The sequence below is a fragment of the Dyella sp. A6 genome, assembly GCF_036320485.1.
GTDB classification, from domain to species: domain Bacteria; phylum Pseudomonadota; class Gammaproteobacteria; order Xanthomonadales; family Rhodanobacteraceae; genus Rhodanobacter_A; species Rhodanobacter_A aluminiiresistens.
In genome coordinates this window covers 162,317-183,240 of record NZ_CP132911.1, presented here as the reverse complement: position 1 = coordinate 183,240, position 20,924 = coordinate 162,317, and the positions used below count along the sequence as shown (strand labels likewise).

Sequence of the window (20,924 nt, the reverse complement as noted above, 5' to 3'; positions counted from 1 at the left end):
GCGCACATGGAACATGTCGTCGCAGCGGCGAGCCTTGACGGTGGAGCGGCCTGCCGGCCGGAAGCCTCGCACGCCGCGGGGCCGGACAGACGCAGCCCCCGTGACGGGGGCGGAATCGCTCTATTGTAACGGCGCTCCATGACGATGTGCGGACCCGCACCCACCGCGGAACCGGCTACAATTGCACTTCTTTAACCTTCCCCGCATCGTCAGGAACACCCGCCATGTCGCAGCCCAGCTGGTTCACCGAGGCCCATCAGGCCTCCGGCTCCTCCATCGGATACCGCGTGGAGAAGCTGCTGCATGCCGAGAAAACCCCGTTCCAGACCATCGAGATCCACCAGACCACCGACTGGGGCAACCTGATGGTGATCGACGGCTGCGTCATGCTGACCAGCCGCGACAACTTCCTGTACCACGAGATGATGACCCATCCGGCGCTGTTCACCCATGCGCGCGCCAAGCGCGTGGTGATCATCGGCGGCGGCGACTGCGGCACCCTGCGCGAGGTGCTGCGCCATGAGGAAGTGGAAAAGGCCACCCAGGTGGAGATCGACGAGCGCGTCACCCGCCTGGCCGAGCAGTACTTCCCGGAACTGTGCGAATCCAACGACGATCCGCGCGCCGAGCTGCTGTTCATCGACGGCATCAAGTACATGGCCGAAGCGGAACCGGAGTCGCTGGACCTGATCATCGTCGACTCCACCGACCCGATCGGCCCCGCCGAGGGTCTGTTCAATGCAGCCTTCTACGCCAGCTGCCACAAGGCGCTTCGCCATGGCGGCATCCTGGTGCAGCAGTCCGAATCCCCGCTGGCCCACCTGGAGCTGATCAAGTCGATGCGCGCCTCCATGCGCACGGCCGGCTTCAACGCGGTGAAAACGCTGCCGTTCCCGCAGCCGTGCTATCCCACCGGCTGGTGGAGCTGCACCATGGCGCGCAAGGGCGGCGACCTGGCCGGCTTCCGCGAGCGTGGCGCCTCGGCCAAGAGTTTCCCCACCCGCTATTACAACGCCGAGATCCATAAGGGCGCGCTGGCGATGCCGGAGTTCATGCGCGAGGCGCTGGGCGAATAAGCGCCCGGCCCGGCAGGCCGTTCAGAACATCTTGGCGCGCAGCTTCGGCAGCAACACCAGCGCCAGGGTTGCGACCGGCCCCAGCAGCAGCGACAGCAGGAACCACGCCAATCCGCTGCGGTTCTTGCCCTGTGCCAGACCCGCATTGACCAGTGCCAGCGTGCCCCAGCCGGCAAACCAGGGTGCGGACGCAGCCATCATCTCGAGCGATGCCACCACTTGGATCTCCCGTGCCTCACGGCACCACGTCGGGGGAACCATCATGCTAACAAGCCGCTCCCGGCATCGGTACGCATCGCCGGAAGGCGAATCAGGCGCGCTTTAACAAGCGACCGTTATGCTGGCGTTTTACGTGATGGAGCACCCCATGCGTGGATTGCGCATTCTCGCCTTCGGTCTTGCCTGCAGCCTGGTCGCCATTCCGGCCATGGCAGCCAGCAGCAGCCATGCGACAACACCGAAGCATTCGACGGCGAAACAGATCCGCGCGCAGCAGATCGCCCGCAACAAGGCCCTGACCGGCTTCCAGCGCGACCTGGTCAGCGTGCTGGCGACGCGCGTCGACGCGCAACACCTGCTCGGCGCCGCCCTGTTGGCGCGACCGCTTGCCGACCAGCCCGTGGTCGACAACTTCCGCACCCTGATCACGCGTGCGGCACAGGCTTCCGACGCCGGTCCGGCCGTGACCTGGGCGCAGCTGTCTGACTGCGACCGCAAGGCCGAAACCTGCCCCAATGCCAAGGCTCTTGAGCACCTGACGACGCAGGCGCCCGACAACGCCGCGGTCTGGCTGCTCAAGCTGGGCCAGGACGTGCGCAACATGCGCAAGAAAGACGCGCTCGCCGACCTGGCACATGCCGCCAACGCCAAGCTGTACGACGACTACGCTGGCATCAGCCTCAAGGCACTCGCCAACGCGGTCGCCACGCTACCTCCACCCGCAGCCACCATCGACCCGTCCGCCAAGGCCGGTGCCGCCGGGGTGCAGGTGATGATCGCCTATGGCCTCGCTGCGGCCCAGCCGCAGCCGGCGCTGCGCGTGGTCGCCGGGCTGTGCAAGGACAAGTCGGACGAACCGGGCGTGAAGGCCGACTGCCTCAAGCTCGGCCAGCTGCTGCAGTGGGGCTCCAGCCCGCTGTCGCGTTCGCTGGGCCTGTACCTGTCGGCCACCTTCGGCAACGACCCGTCCCAGCAACAGAGCCTGCATGATGCCCGGCGCGACCTGGTCTGGCAGGTGCAGAATTTTGCGGAACTGGCCATCCACGCCCAGGACGACCCCGCCGAAGCCATCCACCTGCTGATGCTGGCGCGCAATGGCGGCACCCAGATGAGCCTGATGCTTGCCGCATTGCGCGATGCCGGCATTCCGACCGAAGCACCGGCCGGCTGGAAGCCCAAGGCCGCCGAATAAATCCGGCACCGGGTATCGTGCAGACCGCGACTTTTGTGCAGATGGTTCCCTGCGACGCCACACCCCGGTAGGCTTGGGCCACCTTTCGCAATGGAGGTGGGCCGATGCTGACCGTGCTGGTGGCAAGCAGCAAGGGCGGTTGCGGGAAGAGCACGATCGTGACCCAGCTGGCATCGCGCTGGGCGCAGAAGGGCCGACGCACGGCCATCGTCGACGGCGACCGGCAGGGCTCCAGCTTTCGCTGGGCCACCCGCCGACCGGACAGTGTTCCCGGCGTGCTCGGGCTGGAAGGCGGTCGCAGGGGCCTGCATAAGCTTCCTTCGGACACCGAGCGGGTGCTCATCGACACCCCTGCCGGTGCCTACGAGCGCGACCTGGAGCCCTATCTCGAGCAGGCCAGCGTGCTGCTGGTGCCGGTGCTGCCTTCGACCTTCGACCTCGACGCCACGCTGGACTTCCTCGGCCACCTGCAGGGCATCAACCGCATCAAGCGCGGCAAACTGCCGGTGGCGCTGGTCGCCAACCGGCTCAAGCCATGGACCCACGCAAGCCAGGACGCCCTGGCCGAGCTGGCCGAGCTGGCGCCCTACCCGGTCGTGGCGCAGCTGCGCGACAGCCAGGCCTACGTCCTGCTGACCGCACTCGGCAAAGGAATTTTCGACTACGCTTCGGAACAGGTCCGAAGTCATCAGCAGGACTGGATGCCACTGCTGCGCTGGATCAAGCGTCAGCACTGAACCGAAATACCGGGAGCACGCCATGCACGAACTCATCCTGCTGCGCCACGCCGAAGCACTGGCTGCCAGCGCGGGCAACGCCGACCCGCAACGCCGACTCAGCAGCCGCGGCGAACAGGAAGCCCACGCAGCCGGCAAATGGCTGGCGAGTCACGGATCGCGTCCCGACCGTGTGCTCTGCTCGCCGGCCGAGCGAACCCGCACCACCGCTGCGCTGGCACTGGCCGAATTCGCGGACGCGCCACAGGTGCAGCCCGCGGACGAGATCTACGACGCCACGCCCGGCGAGCTGCTGGCGCTGCTGGACCAGCACGAAGACGCGGGGACACTCATGCTGGTCGGCCACAACCCCGGCATCGAGCGCCTGGTCGCGCTGCTGGTGGAAGGTCGCTCGGACGAATTCCGGGGCATGCCGCCAGCCGGGCTTGCGGTGCTGCATCTGGACGGCCCGCTGGAACCGGGTTGCGCCCGCCTGGATGCCTTCTGGTCACCATGAGTCCCCACTCCGGCCATCACCTGCCACCGCTGATCGAGGCCGGCCGCCGGTGATGGCAAGGCTCGCGGCATCGCTTCGGGCGCTGTGTCCCGACCGATGTCGCACGCTGCCTCCGCATCACCCGCAGCCACGACGGACGTTGCGGCCGCACCGACCTGTCGCGGCGTGGCTGCTGCCGCTGCTGCCCCTGGCACCGATCCATGCCGCCGGTTACCGCATCGACAGCAACAGCTCGCAGGCGGTGTTCGGCGTCCGCCTGCTCTGGCTGCATGAAATCAGTGGCAGCTTCCACCACATCAAGGGTTCGGTGCAGCCCGGGCCGCATGCCGACTCGATGATCGTGGCCGCCGATATCGATGTGGACAGCGTGACGATGGATTCCGCGCGTATGCGTCGCTGGGTACTGGCGAAGGAGTTTTTCGACGCCGCCAGCTACCCCACCATCCGCTTCATATCCGACCCCGTGCCGCGAAGCACGCTGGAGCATGGCGGGCCACTGCCGGGAAAACTGAGCGTACGCGGCGTGACGGCCGCGGAACATTTCACCCTGCACCCGATGCACTGCAGCGGACCGGCCCCGGCACCCTGCCGGATCGAGCTGGACGGCACGCTGATACGCAGCGAGTTTGGCATGACCGCCCACCGCGCCACCTTGTCGAACCGGGTCAGGCTTAACCTGGCCATCGTGCTGTTGCCGATCGTGCCCGGCACGCCACGGCCCGCCGACAGCCATGAAAATGCCATGACCGAGTCGCAATAAGCTTTATCATGGTAGGGATGCGTCTGCGTTGGTGTGCCCTCCTGATCCTCATGTGCGCGGCCCTGCTGCAGGGCTGCACGGTGTCGCGCGCGCAGATCCGCGAAGCCCGCGCGATCGTGGCCGCCAGCCCTGACCGCCAGACCGAATGCCACCGTGCCGACCATTGCGCGACGCCGTCGCCACTGTTGAAGGCCGCCGATCAGGCCCTGGCCGACTCCACGCCGCAGCACCCGGTCAACATCGTCACACTGCTCGACGACAGCGCCCCGGCACTGGCCGCGCGCGTCAACCTGATCCGCGCCGCACAGCACAGCATCGATATCCAGACCTATATCTGGGACCAGGACGATGTCGGCCAGCTGATGCTCGACGAGCTGGTGCGCGCGGCACGCCGCGGCGTCAAGGTGCGTATCCTCGCCGACCAGTTGTTCTCCTTCGAGAACCTCAGCCTGCTCGACCGTCTGGCACGGGTCAGTCCCAACCTGAAGGTGAAGCTGTACAACCCCACCTTCGACGACGCGCAGACGCCCCCGCTGGAGTTCGCCGCCGGCATCCTGTGCTGCTTCATGAAGTTCAATCAGCGCATGCACAACAAGCTGTTCCTGGTGGACAACAGCATCGGCATCACCGGCGGTCGCAACTATCAGGATCGCTACTTCAACTGGGACGAGAACTTCGACTACGTCGACCGCGAGGTGATGGTCGGCGGCGCCGCTGCCAAACAGATGGCAGCCAGCTTCGCCTTGTTCTGGCACCACAAGCGCTCGGTGCCGCTGATCCGCCTGCGCGACGTGAACCATCGCATCCGCAGCGATGCCGTGGCACCGACCTGGCCGGCACCGCACTACCTCGACCCACGACGGGTCGCACGCCTGCAGGCCGAAGCCGAGAATCCGGACTGGCTGAAGCAGCACCTGATCGCCCCCGGCCTGCGCACCGGCAAGGTCGATTACTTCAGCGATCTGCCGGCCAAGACCGATGATCCGGACAAGCGCAGCGACCACGAATTCACGTCCTACCTGATGCACATGGTCGCGGATGCGAAACACGAAGTGGTGCTGCAGACGCCCTACCTGGTGATGAGCAACCGCGCGGGCCGGATTTTCAAGAAGCTGCGGAAGGAAAAACCGGCGCCGCACATCATTGTTTCCACCAATTCGCTGGCCTCGACCGATGCCTTTGCGGTCTATGCGCTGTCGTACAAACACCGCAAGCGTTACCTGACCCAGTTTGGCTTCCAGATCCACGAACTGAAACCGCACCCGCCCAGCGCGATCCGCGCCTACGACCGGGCGAACCAGCAGACCGACAACCAGATACCGACCGAATCGCTGGCAATTGTCCCCGGCCACCCGCACCGACACTTTCCCGGCACCGAGCGCCGCCCCGGCCTGTTCGGCAGCAGCGGCCGGCGCAACCGGCCCGCTCCGCTGAAAAGCACCGGGCGCCGCTTCGCCCTGCACGCCAAGTCGATGGTGGTCGACGATCACTTTGCGATGGTCGGCTCGCACAATTTCGACCCACGCTCGGACCACTTCAACACCGAGGCCGGCGTGATCGTTTTCGACCCCCGCTTCGCCAGCGAACTGCGCGCATCGATCCTGCGCGATACCGAGCCGGAAAACGCCTGGGTCGTCGCGCCGCGCCGTCAGGACGTGCCGGTACTTGGCGGCATCAGCGAGTTCATCGGCGATGTCTCGTCCAAGCTGCCCCTGTTCGACCTGTGGCCGTTCCGTTACGCCACCGATTACCAGCTCAACCCCGGTTGCACGCCAAAGCCGCCCTACGCGCCAGGATTCTATGCCTGCTACACGGCGGTAGGGGACTTTCCGGACGTGGCCCTGTCGGGCAAGTCGATCATCACCCGGCTGATCACCGCATTCGGCGCCGGTGTGAAAGGCATTCTTTGATCAGCGCAGGCGAGCTCAGGGGGCCTGTGCCAGGCGCTGCCCGTCACCCACCGTGAAGCGCATCGGCAGCTCGCCGCTCAAGCCCGAAGGTTGACCGGGCGGCACGGCGAAGCGCCAGTCGCGCACCACGTCGACAGCATGCGCGTCGAGCACCGCATCGCCACTGGAAACTGCCACGGCCGCGGCACGTACCACGCCTTGTCCGTCCACCTGCAGACGCAGCACGACCGTGCCGTGCAGGTGATGACGCATGGATTCGTACGGAACTGGGCGCGAAGGCATCGCCACCGGCACCAGCTCGACCGGCGCAGCCGCTACGGCAGCCACGTTCTGCTGCACGGCGCGATGCTGCCGGGTCTGGACCGCCAGCCACGGCGCATGCGAACGCGACCGGGACCGCACGGCACGTGCAACCTGTGCCGGCGGACGATATCTGGGCCAGACCGCCGCATGTGCCGGCGGCCCCGGCCATCCGGCAGTCTGCGCGCTGAGCCAGGCCGTTCCGCCGATGCCGATGAGCAAGGCAAGCAGGCTGAGGCTGGCGGTGGTGCGCAGACGCAACATCGTCGGGCCGCTTACGGCCGCTCCAGGATCGCCGTGACACCCATGCCGCCCGCCGTGCAGATCGAGATCAGGCCACGGCCCGAACCCTTCTGCTCCAGCAGCTTCGCCAGCGTGGCGACGATGCGCGCACCAGTGGCGGCGAACGGGTGGCCCGATGCCAGCGATGAACCGTGCACGTTGAGCCTGGCCGTGTCGATGCTGCCCAGCGGCGCATCCAGACCCAGCCGGTTGCGGCAGTAGTCCGGGCTTTCCCACGCACGCAGGGTGCACAGCACCTGCGCCGCAAACGCCTCGTGGATCTCGTAGAAGTCGAAGTCCTGCAGACTCAGGCCATTGCGCTTGAGCAGGCGCGGCACCGCCACGGTCGGCGCCATCAGCAGGCCCTCGCCGTGCACGAAGTCCACCGCAGCCACCTCGGCATCGCGGAAATAGGCCTGCACCGCGAGCCCGTGGCTGGCAGCCCATTCGTCACTGCCCAGCAGCACCGCCGCGGCTCCGTCGGACAGGCCGGTGGAATTGCCCGCGGTGAGCGTGCCATGGCCCGAGATCTTGTCGAAGGCGGGCTTCAGCGCGGCCAGTTTCTCCATGCTGGAGTCCGGCCGCAGGAAACCGTCGCGCTGCAGGCCGCGGAACGGCACCACCAGCCCTTCGAAGAAGCCGGCGTCATAGGCGGCGGCCAGCTTGCGATGGCTTTCCAGCGCCAGCTGATCCTGTGCCTCGCGGCCGATGCGCCACTCCTTCGCCATCTTCTCGCAGTGGTCGCCCATCGACATGCCGGTGCGCGGCTCGGCCACGCCGGGGAACGCCGGCTTCAGCTCGCTCAGCGCGAAACCGCGGGTTGCGGCGGCCAGCTTGTCCTGCCAGCCCTTGGCGCGATTGATCGCCAGCAGGCGCTTGCGCAGACGCGGGCTGTACACGATGGGCACGTCGCTGGTGGTGTCCGAACCGCCGGCGATGCCCGCCTCGATCTGCCCGGTGGCGATCTTGTTGGCGACGATGATGGTGTTGTCCAGCGAGGTGCCGCAGGCTCGCGCGGTGGTGATGCCCGGCGTGGTCGGCGCCAGTCCGGACGACAGCACCGCCTCGCGCGCGATGTTCCAGTCGGAGGCATGCTTGAGCACCGCCCCCATCGCCACCTCGCCCAGCTCCTGACCGTGCAGGCCGAAGCGTTCGACCAGCGCACCGAGCACCTTGACCGACATGCCGAAGTTGCCGACATCGGCATAGGCCGTGTTGTTGCGACAGAACGGAATCCGAACCCCGCCGATCACGCCAACGCGCTGCTTTTGCGTGTTTTCCATTGCCATCAGCTGTCCAAATACGTCTTGACTGGGCAAGGCTAACCCGCGCGCTGCCTCGGCGAAAGCCCGAATCCGTGAATGGTAGAATCACCCGTTTGCCTTTTCCGGAGCTGTTCACGTGGAGACTTCGCAGCCTGTAGCCCTGCCCGTGGTGCTGGCCCTGGAACTCCCGGCCGGCGTCGTGCCGCCACGGACAACGCTCAGTCGTGACGAGGCCGCCGAGCTGGCGGGCCTGATCGCTGCCGACCTGCAGGCCCTGATTCCGCAGGTGGCCTCTGCCCGCCTCGCCGTGGCGGGCGCCTTGTTCGACACGGTGGAGCTGCTGCGTCCCGGTTTCCCGGTATGGGCCACGCTGGACGAGCTGGCCCGCCGCGTCCCCCGAGGCCATCTGGAGAACGTGGTCGCCTTCGGCACGCACGACGGCCACATGCCAGCCCAGCCGCTTGAACCGGAAAAGGCCTATGCCGATGGACCGATGCGCCTGCTGCCGCTGTCCCTGCTGGTGCCCGAAGCGCTGGCCGACGAGCTTTCCGAGCAGCTGGAAGTCCAACTGGTCGGCCGCGGCGAAACCGGCGCCCGCACCGCCGACTGGCTGATGCGCACGCTAGGCATACAGCTGGAACATGCGCGCTATCTCAGCCGCAACGACCTGATCGCGCTGACCTGCGTGCAATACGAACACGTGAACCTGGCGCCGCTGTGGACACTGCTGGAGACTGCCCTGCTCACGCCCTACCGCGAGGAATCCACCCTCAGCGCGCGTGGCCTGGCACTCCGTTACGCCCACGACGGCATCCACGCCCGGTCGCCCGCGCAATGGCTGGCCGATCAGGCCGGCGACCCCGCTGAACGCGCGCATGCCTTTGCCGGGCTGGTCTTCGAGCTGCGCCAGTACGCCGCCCTGCTGGCCGCACACCATGTTCCGCTAAGCCTGGAGAACGGCGAGGCGTCGGCAACCGACGGCTACCTGCTGGAGCCGCTCGCGGACACCGACCCGGGTTACGATCCGCCCGCACTGTTCGCTCACGAAGCCCCCGGCCTGGGTGTCGTGGCCCTTACCGTGGCCCAGCGCGGCCAGGGCGGTCACGCCCGCGCACTGGCGCATGGTTACCCGCTGCATCCGGCGGCGCTGGGGCCGCTGGCCGCCGTGCTGGCCGCCCGCCATGGCATTTCCACCGACATCCATGCGCTGGGACGCATCGTGCTGGACGAAAGCGGCTGGCTCGGAGCACCGGCCGTGTCGCTGCACTGACCCCCCTTTGAAAGCTTTCCGGGCTGGCGCATGATGTAGGTTCTGCGAACGGGGCCAGCCATCGGGGAGGGGCATGTCCGCGCCAGCGTCGCCCAACAGCAGCCGGCCACCGGCTCCGGCCTCGTCGTCCGAACTGGCCGCACGGGTGCTGCACGATGCACCCGTGCTGATCGCCTACATCGACCCCTCCGAGCGCATCTGCTTCGTCAACGACGCGCATCAGCGCTGGTTCGGCATCGCACCGGAGAAACTGGTCGGCAAGAACCTGGTCGACGTCATGGACAAGGACAGTTACCGCCAGGCGCAGTCCACGCTGCACCGCGCGCTGGCGGGACACGCGGCCAGCTACGAGGGCGAACTGTTCAGCGGCGTCGCCCGGCGCTACGTGCACGGCAGTTTCCAGCCCGACCTGGATGAACAGGGCAACCTGCGCGGCGTGATCACCGCATTCACCGACATCACCGCGCGCTACACGCTGGAACGCAAGTTGCGCGAGAGCGAGCTGCGCTTCCAGACCGCCTTCCAGCACGCCGCCATCGGCATGGCCCTGATCAGCACGGACGGCCATTTCATGCGGGTCAACCAGGCGGTCTGCCGCATGCTGGGCTACAGCGAGGACGAGTTCCTCAAGCTGACCCTGGCCGAGATCACTCATCCGGACGACCTGGTCGCCGACATGGCCCAGATCGACAGCCTGGTCAGCGGCCGGGCCGAGTCCTGTCAGATCGAAACGCGCAACCTGCATCGCGACGGGCACGTCGTGCACCTGCTGATGAGCGTGTCAGTGGTCAGGGACCCGTATGGCGAAGCCCAGTACCTGGTCTCGCAGGCCCAGGACATCAGTCAGCACAAAGCCTACGCGGATGCACTGCACCACGAGCGCCAGCTGTCGGAAATCACGCTGAACTCGATCGCCGACGCGGTCATCTCCACCGACCTCGAGCTGAAAGTGGTTTCGCTGAACCCGATCGCCGAAGCCATGACCGGCTGGTCCGCACGCGAGGCACTGGGCAGGCACATCGATGAAGTGTTCCGACTGCGCAGCGCCGTCAGCGGCCAGCCGCTGGAGAACCCGCTCAGCGCGGCCATCCGGCGCAATGCCATCGTGGACCTCTCCGGCAAGGCCGTGCTGGTGCATCGCAACGGCTTCGAAACGCCGATCGAGGACTCCGCGGCACCGATCGCCGACCACAACGGCAACGTGGTCGGCGGCGTGCTGGTCTGCCACGACATCGGCGAAAGCCGGTCACTGGCACTCAAGCTGATCCACTTCGCGCAGCACGACACGCTTACCGGCCTGCCCAACCGCAACCAGCTGACGCCGCGCATCGAACAGGCGGTGACCCTGGCGCGACACCACAAGTATCGCTGCGCGCTGCTTTACCTGGACGTGGACCACTTCCGCAACATCAACGACACGCTGGGCCGGGGCGGCGGCGACCAGGTCATGCAGGCTGTGGCCCGTCAGGTGCGGAGCGTGCTGCGCCGGGGCGACGACCTGGCATGCCGCTACAGCGCCGACGAGTTCGTGGTGCTGCTGCCAAGAGTGGACGAACCGGCCGAGGCCGCCGGCGTGGCGCGGGCGCTGCTGCAACAGTGCTCGCAGATCATGCTGCCGGGTAGCCGCGGCATGCGCATGGGCGTAAGCGTCGGCATCAGTCTCTACCCCGACGACGCCGACGACGCGGATGCCCTGCTGCGCAACGCGGATGCGGCCATGTACGAAGTAAAGATGCAGGGTCGCCGCGACTATCGCTTCTTCACTCCGTCGATGACCGAGCGCCATGCCTCGCAGCGGCGTATCGAAGGCGCGCTGCGCCAGGTGATGGAACAGGAAGAACTGTCGCTCTACTACCAGCCCAAGGTAAATGCCGCCGACGAGCGCATCGTGGGTGCCGAGGCCCTGCTGCGCTGGCAGGTCGAAGGCCACGACATCTTCGTGCCCGACCAGTTCATCCCGGTCGCCGAGGACAGCGGGTTGATTCTCTCGCTGGGCGACTGGGTGCTTCGCCAGGCCTGCGAGCAGGCCAGCCGCTGGCAGCGGCAAGGCCTGACCATTCCGATTTCAGTCAATGTGTCGCCGCGACAGTTCCAGCACGAAGCGTTCTACGACCAGTTGGAGGCGATCCTGGATGAGAGCGGGCTGGACAGCAGCCTGCTGGAACTGGAACTGACCGAGCGCATGGTGATGTCCGGCGGCGATGCCACCATCCGCCTGCTGCAGCGCATCCGCGAGCGCGGCGTGCGTCTGTCGCTGGACGACTTCGGCACCGGCTACTGCAGCCTCTCGTACCTCAAGCACTTCCCGGTCGATGCACTGAAGATCGATCGCGCCTTCGTGCGCGACATCGTCGGTGATGCCGACACCCACGCCATTACCGGCGCCATCATCTCGATGGCGCGCAGTCTCAACAAGGACGTGATTGCCGAAGGCGTGGAAACAGCGGCCCAGAGCAAATTGCTGCGCGATGCCGGCTGCTCTCAGTTGCAGGGCTTCCTGTACGGCGCACCCATGTCCGCCGAAACCCTCGAACGCCAGCTTGCCGAGCAGGAAGCCGCCTAGTCGGCCGTGCGCCGGAACTCGCGCTCGTACATCGCGTAGTGGCAGCGCTGCATGCCCAGGCTTTCGTAGGTGTGCTGCGCGCGCACGTTCTCGGTTTCCACATACAGCCGCAGGCCCACGGCGCCGGAAGTCTGCGCGCGCCGCTCTACCTCTGCATACAGGGCCCGGAACACGCCGCCGCGCCGCGCCGCCGGCTCCACATAGACGCTCTGGATCCACCAGAAATCGCCGTTGCGCCAGTCGCTCCATTCGTAGGTAACCAGCAGGCCGCCCACCGCCAGGCCATCACGTTCCGCCACCAGGTAAAAGCCGCGCCGCGGCTCATCAAGTACCGCACCGACGCCCTTTGCCAGCAGCGCTGGATCGAGCCGCTTGGCTTCGGTTTCCCACGCCATCGCGGCGTTCCAGGCAACCAGGGCGGGTATATCGGCCGCGTGGGCCAGACGGATCGACAACGTGGACATGGATCATTCGCCAGCGGAGGTGATGCCGTCCATGATGCCCTGTTATGCGGGTACCGCGCATGGCGCTTATCCTGCCCGCCTCAACGTTTGGACGGCGTGCGCGGCTTGCTGCCTCGCGTGCGCGAAGCACCGAGCTTGCGGGTCAGCGTGTTGCGTCCGACCCCGAGCGCCACCGCCGCATGCTGCCGGTGTCCCGCATGCGCGGCCAGCGCGGTTTCCAGCAGCACCCGGTCGAGCGCCTCGCGTGCGCGCGCATGGATGTCGGCCTCGCTCTCGGCCAGCGCATGTGTGGCCCAGTCACGCAGGGCGTCGGTCCAGTCGCCGTGCGCCACGCTCGTGCTCGCCCCGAGGTCGGCCGGCAGGATTTCGTGTCCTGCCGCGATCACGGCGAGACGACGACACAGGTTCTCTAGTTCACGCACATTGCCCGGGTAGTCGCGCTGGGCAATGGCCTTCAGCGCTGCCTTCGAAAAACGCTTGGGCGGCAGCCTCAGCTCCTGGGCGGCGACCGCCAGGAAGTGTTGTGCCAGCAGCGGGATATCGCCGCGCCGATCGCGTAGCGCAGGCAGGGGAATACGCACGACGTCGAGACGATGCTTCAGATCGGCGCGGAACTGTCCGGCAGCCACGCGCGCATCCAGATCCTGATGGGTGGCGGCGACAATGCGGACATTGCAGCGGATCAGCTCGCGCCCGCCCACGCGGTAGAACTCGCCCCCGGCCAGCACGCGCAGCAGGCGGGTCTGCAACGCCAGCGGCATGTCGCCGATCTCGTCCAGGAACAGCGTGCCGCCCTCCGCCTGCTCGAAGCGCCCGGCCACGCGCCGGGTGGCCCCCGTGAAGGCCCCGGCCTCATGACCGAACAGTTCGCTTTCCAGCAGCTCGGACGGAATGGCGGCCGTATTGAGCGCGACGAACGGGCGATCCCGTCGCGCACTCTCGTCGTGCAGCGCACGTGCCACCAGCTCCTTGCCGGTACCCGTCTCACCGGTGACCAGCACGTTCAGGTCGCTGGCCGCCACCCGGCCGATCAGCCGGAACACCTCGCGCATCGGCGCGCTCTTGCCCAGCAGGGCGTGACTGCCTGCGGCAGCGACCGGGACGTCCGCGGCCGGTGCGTCGGACAGCACACGACGCACGGCAGCCACCGCCTGATCCAGGTCGAACGGCTTGGCCAGATAATCGACCGCTCCCGCCCGATAGGCGGCGGCCGTGGTCGCCACGTCGGTGTACGCACTCATCACGATCACCGGGCCGATACCGCGCTCGTGCAGTTCCTCCAGCAGCACCTGGCCGCTCTCGCCCGGCATGCGCACATCGGTCAACAGCAGGGCCGGACGCGCTTCGCGCAACGCCTCGCGCACGCCGGCCACATCGCCGAACTCACGCACGGCCAGGCCCGCATCGCGCAGGGCCTCGGCCAGGACGAAGCGCACGCTGCGGTCGTCGTCGATGATCCAGATATCTTCAGCCATGCGGGCGCTCCAGAGGCAGATACAGCGAGAACACGGTCTCGCCCGGGCGACTGACGCAACGCAGCTCGCCGCCATGTTCATGCGCGATCTCGCGCGACAGGGCCAGGCCCAGGCCGGTACCGTCGGCCCGCCCGGAAACCAGCGGTTCGAACAGGGTGTCGCGCAGCTCGACCGGTACCCCGGGACCATCGTCGATCACATCGATACGCACCGCGCTGCGCAGCACACGTTCGCCCAGGCGCACGGCGTGCTCGGCACGGGTACGCAGGGTGAGCGTGCCCGCACCGGCCTCGACCGCATTGCGGGCCAGGTTCAGCAGTATCTGCAACAAGCGGTCCGCGTCGCCGGTGACCTCGGGCAGGCTGGGGTCATAGTCGTGACGCAGGCGTGGGGTCGACGGTTCGGCCAGCATCAGCTCGGCCAGGCGCTCCAGCAATGCGTGCGGATTGACCGCTCCGATCCGCGCCACGCCGTCATGGTGCAGCAGACGATTGGCCAGGGCGATCAGGCGGTCGGTCTCGCTCAACACCAGCACCGCCAGCGCCTGCAGGTCCTCGTCGTGCAGGCGACGCTGCAGCAGCTGCGCCGCGCCACGCAGTCCCGCCAGCGGGTTTTTCACCTCATGCGCGAAGCCACGCAGGGTGGCGGACAACGGGGAGGCCTGCGCCGACGGTTCGGCCAGCATGTGTACTTCCAGCAGCAGGCGTTCCGCATCGAGCGGCTGCAGGCTGACATCCACCCGGCGTGTTCCGCCACCCAGGCCGTCTAGCTCCACACCGCGCACCTGCAGCGCCCGCTGTTCGGCCAGGGCACGCGCGGCCTGGTGTGCCAGCTCGGGCGTCGAGGTCAACCTGGGTAACGGAACCCCGATCGCACTGCGCAGGCCCAGCCCAAACTGTTCCGCCAGCGCGACGTTATGCCATTGCACGCGCAGTTGCGCGTCGACTAGGGCCAGCCCGGTCGCCATCTGCTCCGCCAAAAGCTGCCGGGGGATCGATTCCATTGCACCATCATGGGCAATGATCCGGCATGGTGCAAACCATAGCCCGTCGGCATGGGAGTGGCAGCCACCTGGATGGTCGGCCTTATGTGTATGCACTTCCTTGGGTGCATCACACCGATCGCCGACCGTAGCAGCATCAGTCAAACCATGTAGGCTTCGGCCAGGTTTTACCCATGCTGACGATATCGGCAGGTGCTCGTAGTTTGCCTCCCATCACGGCCCACCCATGTTGCGTACGGTGATGTCGCTAGGGATATCGAAGATCGTGGAATAAGGCAGATGCCCGACGACAAACGACGTCGTCTTGAACGCGTTGCCCCCTGCATCCGACTTGGACCAGAACACCGGCATCTTGCCGCTCAGCCTGTTCGGAAACTCCTCCGGGGCCTGCGCGCCACGGTCCTGTTTCGATCCACCCGTCCAGACACAGTAAGTGGTTTGTGCCAGTTCGTTTTTCACGATCACGCACGGCTGGCCGGCGTAGCTCCCCTGGCCGGCCTTGTGGATGCCTGCCTGTGCCAGTTGCTCCCAGTCCGGTGCAACCATTGGGATATCTGCAGAATTGTCGGTCGGCATGACCTGCACGCTGCCGGTTCGCTTGACCAGGTCTAGGTCGTAGACGCGACCATCGCGCACTATCGTCAACCGGGACGTGTATTTCAGACGGAAATGACACATGGCAACGCGATTGGAAAGCGATGCATCCACGTGGTAATCGTCGATCAGGAGTGCACTGCGACGATCTCCGTCGTGCCAATACTTAACCTGCACGGTACCGAGCTTGGCCTCGTCCGCACTGTCGAGCGGGGTCGTTGGCAAATGGGCGTCCCTGCAGTTCCTCAGCATGGACTTGTAGAACGCCAGATCCCGGTTGATACCGCCCATGGTGGCGACCGTGCCGCTCTGCTCCAGGTAATACACCATGCCACCCGCATCGCTCATGCCTGACGACGTCGCCGGCGCTTGTGAACCGTTCTCGCCAGCCGCACCCTGCGAACAGGCACAGAGCAGGGTACTCAGCGCGAGGCCGATCAAACCATATCGATGTTTTCTGCCTGAATGAAAGCGCACGTTTCCAACCTCCCTGAACGTTTACAGGACGTCCTTCAACGGCCCAAGCGCCACCTTGCGTTCCTCCTGCGTGCCACCGAACCAGGGCCGCTTGCCGTTCGTGATCGTGCTGCTGTCGACTGGCTGCTGCATCGCCCAACCTGCCTCGCCGTGCCTTGCGTCCGGACATCACTGGACGACTCTCCACCAGCCCGGACCAGCACGTTGCACCGCATCGCCGGTCACGTCATGGGACATTCCCATTCCATGCATCGCACATGACACCATCTTCTGGATGCTCAACGTTTGCCTAGCAAGCGCATCGGGCACACCCACAACCTAGGGGCGTGAAGGAAGTCCGGCGATGACTGGACAACCCTGATGCTTCTGTCACGACGATCGCGAACCGTCGACACCGTCAACCGGGTTCTTCACGGCATTCCTGGTAGTACGCGGACGCTGACCGGTGTGCTCTTGCCCTTCATGCCGGACTGCCCACGGGTAGCGGCTCCGACGGAGGCGTAGGTGGCAGCCGCGATGACAGCATGTGCAATCAACGTGGCGTTGCTGCACTCGGTCATGCACTGACCACTCTGATGGATGCGAAGCGCGGTGCCGGGGGTAGAGATGGAACATGCGCTCATGGGATATCCCTCATTCAATCTGACAAACGCCCGATTCCCGAAACGGCCAACCGGACAGTCTCCTTTTGACTAAGCGATGTGCCCCCGACATCCCAACAGAGGCAGACAACATGGCGTGATTCCGTACGCATTGCCTGCTCTAGTCGAGACCCTAGCACAAGAGTTTGATGCTTGAAGCCGCAGCGCGGCTGCGGCTGACCAGAAGTGCGGCGTTCAACGCATCGCTCGACTTTGCGATTTGCCAAAGGCATACGTCGACTCCTGTCACGACCTCTGGTTGCTTTCACTTTGGTGCTTGCCCGGGCTCTCTACCCGTAAAGGGCGCGCGTAAGACGCTTGCGCACCCAGTCCGTCGGTTCGTGGCCCAGAGATCTCCGCACGGCCCAACAGTCCCTGCAGATCACGCGGGACAACGATGCGGGAGGTGAAGACTTTCCCTCTGCGGTGTAGCACTTGATGTAGCACTCGCTGTAGCACTTGGCCAAAACGGTGCGGCAACACTAGGAAAGCGAGTCACTTCAAGGAGGTAGAAGAGACTGGTGGCTATGGGTGGACTCGAACCACCGACCCCAGCATTATGAGTGCTGTGCTCTAACCGGCTGAGCTACATAGCCATGGGGTGCCCGTGCTTGTGTGTGGATCGATCGCAGGTGCGATCTCGACAGGCGGGCGCGGCAGTTTAATCGTGTCGGCGCCGGCATTCAAGTTTTTTGGCGCTCGGCGGCTTGCCCGCGCTTCACGCGCTGTGTTTGAATCGGGATAAATGTCCCATACCGGTTACGCATCACCGGCTGGCTGGTGCGCTGCGAGGAGGCTAGATGCCCGATATCATCGATGCTGATGGCTATCGCCCGAATGTGGGCATTGTCCTGCTTAACAGCGACGGGCAACTGTTCTGGGCGCGTCGCGTTCATCGGGACGGATGGCAGTTTCCGCAGGGCGGCATGCGCAGCGACGAGACCCCGCTGGAAGCCATGTACCGCGAACTGGCCGAGGAAACCGGCTTAGCGCCTCATCACGTCGAAGTCGTCGCCAGCACTCGCGGCTGGTTGCGCTATCGCCTGCCCAGCCGCTATGTCCGTCAGCACCAGCGTCCGCTGTGCATCGGCCAGAAGCAGGTGTGGTTCCTGCTGCGGCTGGTCGGCCAGGAAGATGCATTGCGTCTTGATGCGCATGAAAAGCCCGAATTCGACCTGTGGCGATGGGTCGATTTCTGGTATCCCGCTGCCCATGTGGTGAATTTCAAGCGCAGCGTATACGAACGCGCTTTGCGTCACTTCGCCCCGGTGGTGGAGGAATTGCTCAGCGTGCGCGTGGGCAGCCAGCCGCGCCGCCCGCCCGATCCGGGCAACGGACGAGCCGCCGCCTGAGCGAACACGACGCTCAAAGCTCAAAGACGATCGTAAGGCAGGCTCCGGGCCAGCGATATGCCACACATGCCCGGGACGGGCACGGAACACCGCGGCACTGCCCGTAGCGTGCCCTGGTTCCTTGACGCTGTCGTCCCGGCACCGCTATACCATCGGTTTTCACTGGATCGTCGCGATGCCCTCACGACCGCCACCGCGTTACGTGGTACGCCCGCACGATGCCGACAATCACCGACGGCGCCAGCTCCTGCTTGGGGCCGCCTGGCTGGGCAGCTTGCTGGTGGTGGGTTTCGGCGTCAGCCTGCTGCGTGGCCATGCCGCACCGGAGATCATCAACCACAAGGCGCAGCTGCAACGCCTCAGTGCCGAGAACGACAACCTCAAGCAACAGGTCGCCAACCTGCAGCGCTCGCAGCAGGTCACCAATATCGCCACCACCTCGCTGCGCAAGAGCCTGGCCGATCGCGACGAACAGATCAGCGAGCTCAGAGCCGACCTTGGCTTCTACTCGCGCCTGCTGGGCAGCAATGCCGCGCACGAAGGGCTGAAGGTGCAGGGTGTCGAACTGCAGCCGGTCCCAGGCTCGCACGCATGGAATCTCAGCGTCAGCCTCACGCAGAGCCTGAAACGCGACGGCGACACCAGTGGAAACGCCGAAGTCAGCGTCGATGGCCTTCGCGGCGACAAGGTGGCGCAACTTTCATGGTCGAAACTGGGCGATGCCGCACAGAAGGACGGTATGCCTTTCGACTTCAAATATTTCCAGCAACTGCATGCCACGATCGTGCTGCCGGCGGATTTTCGTCCGACCCGGCTGCGGGTCGAGGCACATCCGGCCGGCGGTACCGCAGTCACCCGCACCGTCACGTGGAGCGACGCGCTCACCGGCCATGTCACCGTCGCCCAGGGGGACTCCAATGCTCAACCGTAAACGCCAGGAACCCGCAGCCCGCTCCGGCAGCCGCGCCCATCAAACCAGCCTGATCGCGCATGGCACGGTCATCCGCGGCGACCTCCGTTTCAACGGCGCTCTTCATCTGGATGGTCGCATCGAAGGCTCGGTCTGCGCCGAAAGCGAGGATGCCGTGTTCACCTTGAGCGAACAGGGCCAGGTCCATGGCGAGGTGCATGTGTCGCACGCCGTGATCAACGGCGAAGTGAATGGCAACGTGTTCGCCAGCGAGCGACTGGAGCTGGCGGCGCAGGCACGCATCACCGGCGACGTGCACTACCGCACCCTGGAAATGACGGCCGGCGCCCAGGTCAATGGGCGCATGACCCACACCGAGGAAAGCCAGGCTACGCGCGAACTGCCAGCCCCGGCGATGGCCGAAGCTGCCGAAGCTGCCGAAGCTGAGGCTGCCTGATCCGCGCCCGGACGGGCCGGCTCGCCGCCGGTCCGTCGTACCCAACCGGTGATCGCGCTATCCTTGCGTTCGGCCCAAGGCAACCGCATATCCCTCCGATGGAAACCATCGTCCCCATTCCCGATTACCGCCAGGCCGGCGCTCCGCTGGTGTTCACCGAGGCCGCCGCGCACAAGGTCCACGAGCTGATCGCCGAGGAAGGCAATCCCGAGCTGAAACTGCGCGTGTACATCACCGGCGGCGGCTGCTCGGGCTTCCAGTACGGCTTCACCTTCGACGAGGCCCAGGCCGAAGACGACTTCGCACTGCAACGCGAGGGCGTCACCCTGCTGGTCGATCCGCTGTCGCTGCAATACCTGGTCGGCGCCGAGATCGATTACAGCGAAAACCTCAGTGGCGCGCAGTTCGTGATACGCAACCCGAACGCGAAGACGACCTGCGGCTGCGGCTCGTCGTTCTCCACCTGATTCCTATCCTCCTGACGCCGAGCGACGCATGGCCGCGACGACCACGCCCAACACCTTCGCCGGACTCAGTCTGATCCTCGACCGCGTAGCCGAACGGCGCGACGACAGCGCGTGGGTGGCTGCCCAGAGCGAATCGCCGCACGCGCGCTGGTTGCTGCTCGACGCCCACGGCGCCGCCTTCCTGCACAACAATCGCGACGCCTTACGCTGGCTTGATGGCCACGAACGTGAGCGCTGGCTGGATGGCCACGAGGCCAGTCTGCTCGGTCTGGTCGATGGTCGCCCATTGTTCCTGCTGACCGTGGACGACGACGCCCAGGCCGGCGCGCTGGAAACTGCGCTCGACGCGCGACGCGCCGGCCTGCGCGCAGTCGGCCTGCTACTGCCGGCCGATGAAGCCGGCTTGTTCGCCTACGCCAAGGGCCTGGCCCACTGGCACCAGGAAACTCGCCACTGCGCACGCTGCGGAGCTCCGCTGCGCCGGGTTTCCTCGGGGCATCGCCTGCAATGCACCCAGGCTACCTGCGGCCGACTGCACTTTCCGCGCACCGATGCCGCGATGATCGTGATCGTGGAACACGAGGGTGCCTGCCTGCTGGGTCGCCAGACCAGCTGGCCTCCCGGCCGCTACTCCACCTTGGCTGGTTTCGTCGAGCCGGGCGAGGCGCTAGAAGACGCCGTGCGCCGCGAGGTGGCCGAGGAATCGGGCGTCATCGTCGACGAAGTGCACTACCACTCCTCGCAACCCTGGCCGTTCCCCGCCTCGCTGATGCTGGGTTTCACGGCAACGGCACGCGACCGGCGCATCGAACGGCGCGATGGCGAACTGGAGGACGCACGCTGGTTCACGCCACAGGAACTGCTCGACGGCATCGAGCATGGGCAGCTGACCCTCTCTTCACCCGTGTCGGTATCCTGGCAACTGATCATGCACTGGTTGCGCGAGCGCGCCGGAGCGGAAATGGCGCAACGCATCGCCAAAACCGCGCTTGCCTGCTGAAACTTACGCATGTG

The 20,924-nt window shown here is 66.1% G+C and carries 20 protein-coding genes and 1 tRNA gene; 13 read left to right on the top strand and 8 right to left on the bottom strand.

From position 1 onward, the window contains the following. Window positions 1-224: 224 nt before the first annotated feature. Window positions 225-1,076, top strand: a complete 852-nt coding sequence (speE, locus tag RA164_RS00725; protein ID WP_329742077.1) for a polyamine aminopropyltransferase — start codon at window positions 225-227, stop codon at window positions 1,074-1,076. Window positions 1,077-1,097: 21 nt separating this feature from the next. Here speE and RA164_RS00720 read toward each other — a convergent pair whose 3' ends face one another. After that, window positions 1,098-1,274 (bottom strand): antitermination protein NusB, encoded by a 177-nt coding sequence (locus RA164_RS00720; protein ID WP_329743580.1) that lies wholly within the window; start codon window positions 1,272-1,274, stop codon window positions 1,098-1,100. A 169-nt stretch (window positions 1,275-1,443) separates the two neighbouring features. Here RA164_RS00720 and RA164_RS00715 point away from each other — a divergent pair, with 169 nt between their 5' ends. The 5 genes from RA164_RS00715 (at window position 1,444) to RA164_RS00695 (ending at window position 6,390) form a co-directional block, all read left to right on the top strand. After that, complete coding sequence (locus tag RA164_RS00715) at window positions 1,444-2,487, top strand: hypothetical protein (protein ID WP_329742076.1); 1,044 nt, start codon at window positions 1,444-1,446, stop codon at window positions 2,485-2,487. A 104-nt stretch (window positions 2,488-2,591) separates the two neighbouring features. Beyond that, a complete protein-coding gene (locus tag RA164_RS00710) occupies window positions 2,592-3,224 on the top strand; it encodes a ParA family protein (protein ID WP_329742075.1) in 633 nt (210 codons plus the stop codon). Window positions 3,225-3,246: 22 nt separating this feature from the next. After that, on the top strand, window positions 3,247-3,720 hold the full coding sequence (locus tag RA164_RS00705) for a SixA phosphatase family protein (protein WP_329742074.1): 474 nt from the start codon (window positions 3,247-3,249) through the stop codon (window positions 3,718-3,720). Window positions 3,721-3,859: 139 nt separating this feature from the next. Next, window positions 3,860-4,480, top strand: coding sequence for a YceI family protein (locus tag RA164_RS00700; RefSeq protein WP_329742073.1), 621 nt, complete (start codon window positions 3,860-3,862; stop codon window positions 4,478-4,480). A 50-nt stretch (window positions 4,481-4,530) separates the two neighbouring features. Then, complete coding sequence (locus RA164_RS00695; RefSeq protein WP_412731051.1) at window positions 4,531-6,390, top strand: phospholipase D-like domain-containing protein; 1,860 nt, start codon at window positions 4,531-4,533, stop codon at window positions 6,388-6,390. Window positions 6,391-6,405: 15 nt separating this feature from the next. Here RA164_RS00695 and RA164_RS00690 read toward each other — a convergent pair whose 3' ends face one another. Then, window positions 6,406-6,954, bottom strand: coding sequence for an energy transducer TonB family protein (locus tag RA164_RS00690; protein ID WP_329742072.1), 549 nt, complete (start codon window positions 6,952-6,954; stop codon window positions 6,406-6,408). An 11-nt stretch (window positions 6,955-6,965) separates the two neighbouring features. Continuing rightward, on the bottom strand, window positions 6,966-8,255 hold the full coding sequence (locus RA164_RS00685) for an acetyl-CoA C-acetyltransferase (RefSeq protein ID WP_329742071.1): 1,290 nt from the start codon (window positions 8,253-8,255) through the stop codon (window positions 6,966-6,968). A gap of 118 nt (window positions 8,256-8,373) precedes the next feature. Between RA164_RS00685 and RA164_RS00680 the strand changes: the two genes are divergently transcribed. Together RA164_RS00680 and RA164_RS00675 are read left to right on the top strand one after the other, a co-directional pair. Further along, on the top strand, window positions 8,374-9,507 hold the full coding sequence (locus tag RA164_RS00680; RefSeq protein ID WP_329742070.1) for a hypothetical protein: 1,134 nt from the start codon (window positions 8,374-8,376) through the stop codon (window positions 9,505-9,507). A gap of 73 nt (window positions 9,508-9,580) precedes the next feature. Further along, entirely contained in the window at window positions 9,581-12,070 is a 2,490-nt protein-coding gene (locus RA164_RS00675) for a sensor domain-containing protein (protein ID WP_329742069.1), read from the top strand. Here RA164_RS00675 and RA164_RS00670 read toward each other — a convergent pair. The 5 genes from RA164_RS00670 to RA164_RS00650 form a co-directional block, all read right to left on the bottom strand. Then, window positions 12,067-12,534, bottom strand: coding sequence for a GNAT family N-acetyltransferase (locus RA164_RS00670; protein ID WP_329742068.1), 468 nt, complete (start codon window positions 12,532-12,534; stop codon window positions 12,067-12,069). The genes RA164_RS00675 and RA164_RS00670 overlap by 4 nt on opposite strands. A gap of 80 nt (window positions 12,535-12,614) precedes the next feature. After that, a complete protein-coding gene (gene ntrC / locus RA164_RS00665) occupies window positions 12,615-14,009 on the bottom strand; it encodes a nitrogen regulation protein NR(I) (RefSeq protein WP_329742067.1) in 1,395 nt (464 codons plus the stop codon). Further along, window positions 14,002-15,012 (bottom strand): two-component system sensor histidine kinase NtrB, encoded by a 1,011-nt coding sequence (locus RA164_RS00660; RefSeq protein WP_329742066.1) that lies wholly within the window; start codon window positions 15,010-15,012, stop codon window positions 14,002-14,004. The genes ntrC and RA164_RS00660 overlap by 8 nt, the downstream gene beginning before the upstream one ends. Window positions 15,013-15,225: 213 nt before the next feature. Continuing rightward, a complete protein-coding gene (locus tag RA164_RS00655) occupies window positions 15,226-16,083 on the bottom strand; it encodes a hypothetical protein (protein WP_329742065.1) in 858 nt (285 codons plus the stop codon). A 1,160-nt stretch (window positions 16,084-17,243) separates the two neighbouring features. Continuing rightward, window positions 17,244-17,320: transfer RNA gene (locus tag RA164_RS00650), tRNA-Met, on the bottom strand. A 213-nt stretch (window positions 17,321-17,533) separates the two neighbouring features. Between RA164_RS00650 and RA164_RS00645 the strand changes: the two genes are divergently transcribed. The 5 genes from RA164_RS00645 to nudC all read left to right on the top strand — a co-directional run bounded on the left by RA164_RS00645 (window position 17,534) and on the right by nudC (window position 20,910). After that, window positions 17,534-18,076, top strand: a complete 543-nt coding sequence (locus RA164_RS00645; RefSeq protein ID WP_329743578.1) for an RNA pyrophosphohydrolase — start codon at window positions 17,534-17,536, stop codon at window positions 18,074-18,076. A 175-nt stretch (window positions 18,077-18,251) separates the two neighbouring features. Then, complete coding sequence (locus tag RA164_RS00640; RefSeq protein WP_329742064.1) at window positions 18,252-19,007, top strand: DUF6776 family protein; 756 nt, start codon at window positions 18,252-18,254, stop codon at window positions 19,005-19,007. Beyond that, entirely contained in the window at window positions 18,994-19,443 is a 450-nt protein-coding gene (locus RA164_RS00635) for a bactofilin family protein (protein ID WP_329742063.1), read from the top strand. The genes RA164_RS00640 and RA164_RS00635 overlap by 14 nt, the downstream gene beginning before the upstream one ends. A 98-nt stretch (window positions 19,444-19,541) precedes the next feature. Then, on the top strand, window positions 19,542-19,910 hold the full coding sequence (erpA, locus tag RA164_RS00630; RefSeq protein ID WP_329742062.1) for an iron-sulfur cluster insertion protein ErpA: 369 nt from the start codon (window positions 19,542-19,544) through the stop codon (window positions 19,908-19,910). Between the two features lie 28 nt (window positions 19,911-19,938). Then, entirely contained in the window at window positions 19,939-20,910 is a 972-nt protein-coding gene (gene nudC / locus RA164_RS00625) for an NAD(+) diphosphatase (RefSeq protein ID WP_329742061.1), read from the top strand. Window positions 20,911-20,924 lie beyond the last annotated feature (14 nt).

Bases quoted from the DNA above. Each gene is read 5' to 3' on its own strand.
- RA164_RS00705 (WP_329742074.1), top strand. From the start codon at position 3,247: ATGCACGAACTCATCCTGCTGCGCCACGCCGAAGCACTGGCTGCCAGC.
- RA164_RS00710 (WP_329742075.1), top strand. From the start codon at position 2,592: ATGCTGACCGTGCTGGTGGCAAGCAGCAAGGGCGGTTGCGGGAAGAGC.
- RA164_RS00715 (WP_329742076.1), top strand. From the start codon at position 1,444: ATGCGTGGATTGCGCATTCTCGCCTTCGGTCTTGCCTGCAGCCTGGTC.
- RA164_RS00685 (WP_329742071.1), bottom strand. From the start codon at position 8,255: ATGGAAAACACGCAAAAGCAGCGCGTTGGCGTGATCGGCGGGGTTCGG.
- RA164_RS00675 (WP_329742069.1), top strand. From the start codon at position 9,581: ATGTCCGCGCCAGCGTCGCCCAACAGCAGCCGGCCACCGGCTCCGGCC.
- RA164_RS00690 (WP_329742072.1), bottom strand. From the start codon at position 6,954: ATGTTGCGTCTGCGCACCACCGCCAGCCTCAGCCTGCTTGCCTTGCTC.
- ntrC (WP_329742067.1), bottom strand. From the start codon at position 14,009: ATGGCTGAAGATATCTGGATCATCGACGACGACCGCAGCGTGCGCTTC.
- nudC (WP_329742061.1), top strand. From the start codon at position 19,939: ATGGCCGCGACGACCACGCCCAACACCTTCGCCGGACTCAGTCTGATC.
- speE (WP_329742077.1), top strand. From the start codon at position 225: ATGTCGCAGCCCAGCTGGTTCACCGAGGCCCATCAGGCCTCCGGCTCC.
- RA164_RS00670 (WP_329742068.1), bottom strand. From the start codon at position 12,534: ATGTCCACGTTGTCGATCCGTCTGGCCCACGCGGCCGATATACCCGCC.
- RA164_RS00640 (WP_329742064.1), top strand. From the start codon at position 18,252: ATGCCCTCACGACCGCCACCGCGTTACGTGGTACGCCCGCACGATGCC.
- RA164_RS00635 (WP_329742063.1), top strand. From the start codon at position 18,994: ATGCTCAACCGTAAACGCCAGGAACCCGCAGCCCGCTCCGGCAGCCGC.
- RA164_RS00660 (WP_329742066.1), bottom strand. From the start codon at position 15,012: ATGGAATCGATCCCCCGGCAGCTTTTGGCGGAGCAGATGGCGACCGGG.
- RA164_RS00695 (WP_412731051.1), top strand. From the start codon at position 4,531: ATGTGCGCGGCCCTGCTGCAGGGCTGCACGGTGTCGCGCGCGCAGATC.
- RA164_RS00720 (WP_329743580.1), bottom strand. From the start codon at position 1,274: ATGGCTGCGTCCGCACCCTGGTTTGCCGGCTGGGGCACGCTGGCACTG.
- erpA (WP_329742062.1), top strand. From the start codon at position 19,542: ATGGAAACCATCGTCCCCATTCCCGATTACCGCCAGGCCGGCGCTCCG.